Source organism: Psychrobacter sp., from assembly GCF_030454045.1.
GTDB lineage: Bacteria > Pseudomonadota > Gammaproteobacteria > Pseudomonadales > Moraxellaceae > Psychrobacter.
Genome location: NZ_JAKDJE010000122.1, coordinates 1 through 4,816, shown reverse-complemented (window position 1 = coordinate 4,816; position 4,816 = coordinate 1). Strand labels below are relative to the sequence as shown.

Genomic DNA, 4,816 nt, shown 5'->3' with positions numbered 1-4,816 from the left:
AAGGCTTCAAAAATTGTTCAAATTTTAATCAGCATACTTTTTAACACACCACCAATTTTATATTAATAATCATTAATCTTTATAATGATTTATGAAATGGTATCAAACGCTAAACGAGCACTATTCTATTTTAGACAGCAGACATTATACTCGCACTCTTCTAACTATCGAGTTTGATCAATCAAAATTTAGCGCATAAAAAAAAGAGCCAGCATATTGCTGACTCTTTTTGCTAGATAAGTGCGTGAAAATCATTTGCACCTACCAAATAGCTATATAAAGCTGTCAATTAGTTTACACTTTGTGGTGCATTAACCGTTAGCTCAACACGGCGGTTTTGCTGACGACCAGATTCAGTGTTGTTGGTAGCAACTGGACGTGACTCGCCATAAGCAACTACATTGATACGGTTAGAAGCAACACCGCGAGCAGTTAGGTAGTTGGCAACTGAGTAAGCACGGTCGCGTGACAGACCCATGTTGTAAGATGCTGAACCTTGGCTATCAGTGTGACCAGCGATCGTGATTGTGTTCTGGTTATACTGGTTCATGGTTGAAGCAAGCTTGTCTAGCGTTGGCTTGAATGATGAGTTAAGTGTTGCATCATCAAATGAGAAAGTGATGCTACCTGGCATAACAAGATCAATGTTACCGGTGGTTGGGTTTTGGTTAACAGTCACGCCTGTACCAGCCATTTGCTGCTCAAGCTGACGAGCCTGACGCTCCATGTAGTAACCAACGCCAGCACCCAGTGCTGCACCGATAGCAGCATCACGACCAGTCTTGTCGCCGCCTGTTGCTTTTGAGATAGTTGCGCCACCTGCTGCACCAACTAGGCCGCCCAATGCAGCTTTATTCAAGCGTTGCTGCCCAGTGTTTGGATCAGTCGTACAACCGCTAAGTGCTAGACCTGATGCTACTGCTGCAATTAATAATGTATTACGCATGATATTTCCTCTATAAATTAAAAATATTATAAATCGTGCTTTATCAAGATTGTCCGTTAATCTTATTAAGTACTTATTTACTTTCGTCATTATTATGGCAATTACAATCTAACTATGTGTAATATTTTGTCACACCTATGTATGAGAAGTGCAGGTTAACTTTGCGCTATCTACTGAGGTCGAGTCAGTAATATGTCTATTCTTTGCTATCGCTAGTCACGTTTACACTCGTACACTGCGAAATGTTTCTGTTAAAATTATTTGGCAAAATCTGTATGGTCAAATGACCGCTGTATCAGGAATTAACCAGCAACGCTTCTATGATTAGCGCTTAGTGCACTGGATTATTGGTCATCAATCATATGAGCAGTTTTGGCAATATTTAAACACATCGACTTGTGAAATATATGGCTTACTTATTAATTAAACTGAACCAAGAGGATCAAGCATGCGACTGACATCCACCATTCGAAACCTGCATAAACGCACGCCTAAACTGGGTAAGGCGGTTTCATTAGCGACAGCAGCAAGCGTTATCACTGCCAATAGCTTTGGTGGTAGTATTCCTTTATGGTTGATGGGTGTCGGCAAAGTCATTACGGGTGCACCTATTGCAGATAAAGCGGTCATCAAAATCGCGACTTACTGGATCAGCAGCAATAGTGCTCTGATCGATGACATGCTGCCTCGCAAAGATTGGCGTATCAGCTTACCAGATGATATTCGCATCGATGGTAAATACCTTCTGGTCAGCAACCACCAATCTTGGGTCGATACCAGCATCGTGCAATACATTGGCGAAAAGCGCCTGCCATTGACGCGCTTTTTTACTAAATTTGAGCTGATCTATATTCCCATCGTTGGGCAAGCTTTTTACTTTTTAGATTTTCCTATGATGCGCAGACACTCTAAAGAAGCCATCGCCAAAAACCCTGCACTCAAAGGTAAAGATATTGAGGAGGCCAAGCGTGCCTGCGCCCTTTTAAAAGACAAGCCATTCACCTTGCTCAACTATCTAGAAGGTACGCGCTTTACCAAGGCCAAACATGCCAAACAGCAGTCTCCTTATACGCACTTACTAAAACCACGAGCTGGCGGCTTATCCCTTGCGATTAACGCCCTAGGCGAAGATATCGATGGTATATTGGATGTGACCATCGTCTATCCTGATGGCGTACCAAGCTATAGCGATCTGTGGAAAGGCAATATCAAACGTTTGGGCGTGGATCTAAGATATATCGATATACCAGATGCGCTGTTTGAAGGTATTAAGCAAGGCGGCTATGAAAATGATGAGGCAATAAAAGCGCAGATGTTTGACTGGGTTGAACACATCTGGCGTCAAAAAGATCAGCGCATCACCGACATGCTGGCTGATTTTGAGACAAGCCCTGAAACTCAAGTGGCTCAATAAATGACTCACTTACGCCGTAAGTCATCACATACCTTTTAAAAGACGCAGCACTCATAGTCCGATAACGCACAAAATCTAGTCATACTGCCATAAGCGCTTGAGTAATCGATAACGCAGAGGTTAATGATGATACGTGAGCACTGTACTGATGATAGTCGCGTTGCAAATGATCATTATTACTTTATAAGTGGCTATGCATGATTTTTAATCATAGATGGGTTGTTTTTTGGCCTTATTCATTGATAATGTGATTAATCATGTACGCATCGATTTTTGATGGTTATTTTTAATAGCCGTCAAAAATTTATTCATTTCTTTGTGCCATTTATCATTTATAAGGTATGACTGTGCCCGCCTCTCCTACTACCAGCCCGCCTATTGCAACTGCACCGGTGTCGCCTCATCTTGCAAATAGTGAGCCACCAAGGCCAAACCGTCCAAAACCCAGTCGTTTAAAGCTCACTTATGATATCGTGATGCTTATCGCTATCAGTATTGATCTTCTGCTGATCAGTCTGGATGCTGTATTGATGAGCGACTTTAGTGCCAATGCTTCACAATGGCTGTCAGTCAGCGAGGGGCTCAACTGGTATCAGGCGACGTTGCATGAGCCGTTGCGTACCGCTGGTGGGTTTTTTACCATATTTTTGGTTGCTGAATTATTATTGCGCTGGGCAATCGCAATCAAAGAAAAAGTCTATTATCGCTGGTTTTTCTTCCCTTTTGTCCACTGGTACGAAGTCTTAGGCTGTTTTCCGCAGCTACGTTTGTTACGGTTATTTAGAGCCGTTGTTATCGGACGCCGATTGTACCAGCTTGGCTACCAAGTACTCCCGCAGCCATGGATCAATCGTATTAAGTTCTATATTGACCTATTATTAGAAGAGCTCTCTGATCGTGTCATCCTGACGACCATCCAAAATTTTAGGCAGGAATTGACCGACCCTGAAACGCACAAATCTTTTATCGAGTCAGCCATCACGCGCAACCGTGCTGAGATTGAAGCTGCTGTATTATCCATTCTGCGCTCAGAGCTTGCACCAAAATTGCAGGAGCTGACTGCCTCATCAGGTGGTGGCAGTCTATTAGCCAGCGAAATGGGCAACGCTATTGAAGAAGGTCTAGCCAATACTCCTGAGCTGCGACGCTATTTGCGCATGATTCCTATCGCGGGTAGCCTGATCGAATCACAACTGCAGCATGTCGGACACAACATCGGTGAAAACGTTGTTTATGCCTTAAATAAGCGCCTGCTTGATCCAGCGCGGCTTGACGCATTGATGGTGGCGATTGCCAGTGGTATTGCGCAAATAGACACCGATAATAGTGCACTTGATACTCTGATTTCGAGTATCATTGATGACAGTTTGACTGCATTTGAAGCACAAGTAAAAGTACAACAGTGGAAGCATCAAGACATGCTAAATCTATAGCAGAGCTGGCTATGAGCATGACACAATAATAACAATGACACCGTGAATACAGCGACAGAATTATTTTTAAGGGTTTATATATGACAGTTTCAGACAACAATAGCCAAACTGCAAACACGGCGCCGGCATTGGCCTTATATGGCAAAATGCTGACCTTTTCGCGTTTACAGTTTAGTACCAGCGATCTGGGCGCTATTGAAGCCCAGCTTACTGAGACACTGAGCAATAAATCAAGCAACATTCCTATCTTGATCGATAGCGACGTCGAGCAAGATTTATCTGCCTTAGTAGAGCTATTATGGTCATGGGGACTACAGCCGATCGGTGTGGTGACAGGCCTACTTGATGATCAAGCGCGTGAGCAGCGCTTGGCCATCTTTCCTGCAGATGGTAAGCGTATCGAGCGTATCGTGCCTAATAAAGCAACTTCGGCACCCACTAGGAAACCAATATCCGAAGAAAGCACCGTATCAGCCAGCAGCGATAGTGCCAAAGATACTGATGCAGCAACGATAGCGTCACCTGAAGTCACCTCCTCTAGCCTCCCAACCGAGACATTATTGAGCACTCAGCATATTACCAGCCTCATCTACGACCAGATGCTACGCTCAGGCCAAAGCTTAAACCATGTCGGCGGCGATTTGATTTTGACAAACAGTGTGAATAGCGGTGCTGAAGCCATCACTGACAACAGCTTACATGTCTATGGACGTGCGCAAGGCCGCTTGGTGGCAGGCGCAACGGGTGACAAAGATGCTCGTATTTTCTGCCAAGTCTTTAACCCCTCCCTCGTGTCTGTGGCTGGAACTTACTGCTTACGAGACAATCTGCCAGAGCATGTGATTGATAAACCTGTGCAAGTCAAGTTTGTAGAAGGTGAAGGATTGGTGTTTACCGTTATGGATGAAGCTTAAAAGATTGCTTTGTTAAAAATAATAAACGCTCAGGTGACTATTCAGAAAAACAACCTATAGTCAATCCTACTTAAAAATGTTATAAAATAATTAACAAATTCAATTGTTA

4 protein-coding genes are annotated in these 4,816 nt (G+C 43.5%); 3 read left to right on the top strand and 1 reads right to left on the bottom strand.

Annotated elements, in window-relative coordinates:
• Positions 1-289: 289 nt before the first annotated feature.
• Entirely contained in the window at positions 290-946 is a 657-nt protein-coding gene (locus tag L0G63_RS13435) for an OmpA family protein (RefSeq protein WP_201597918.1), read from the bottom strand.
• 448 nt (positions 947-1,394) lie between these two features.
• Here L0G63_RS13435 and L0G63_RS13430 point away from each other — a divergent pair, with 448 nt between their 5' ends.
• The 3 genes from L0G63_RS13430 (at position 1,395) to minC (ending at position 4,707) form a co-directional block, all read left to right on the top strand.
• Entirely contained in the window at positions 1,395-2,360 is a 966-nt protein-coding gene (locus tag L0G63_RS13430; protein ID WP_301451110.1) for an acyltransferase, read from the top strand.
• A 341-nt stretch (positions 2,361-2,701) separates the two neighbouring features.
• The gene (locus tag L0G63_RS13425; RefSeq protein WP_301451109.1) at positions 2,702-3,793 is read left to right on the top strand and encodes a hypothetical protein; all 1,092 of its coding nucleotides are present in this window, start codon (positions 2,702-2,704) and stop codon (positions 3,791-3,793) included.
• A gap of 80 nt (positions 3,794-3,873) precedes the next feature.
• Complete coding sequence (gene minC / locus L0G63_RS13420; protein ID WP_301451108.1) at positions 3,874-4,707, top strand: septum site-determining protein MinC; 834 nt, start codon at positions 3,874-3,876, stop codon at positions 4,705-4,707.
• Positions 4,708-4,816: the final 109 nt, after the last annotated feature.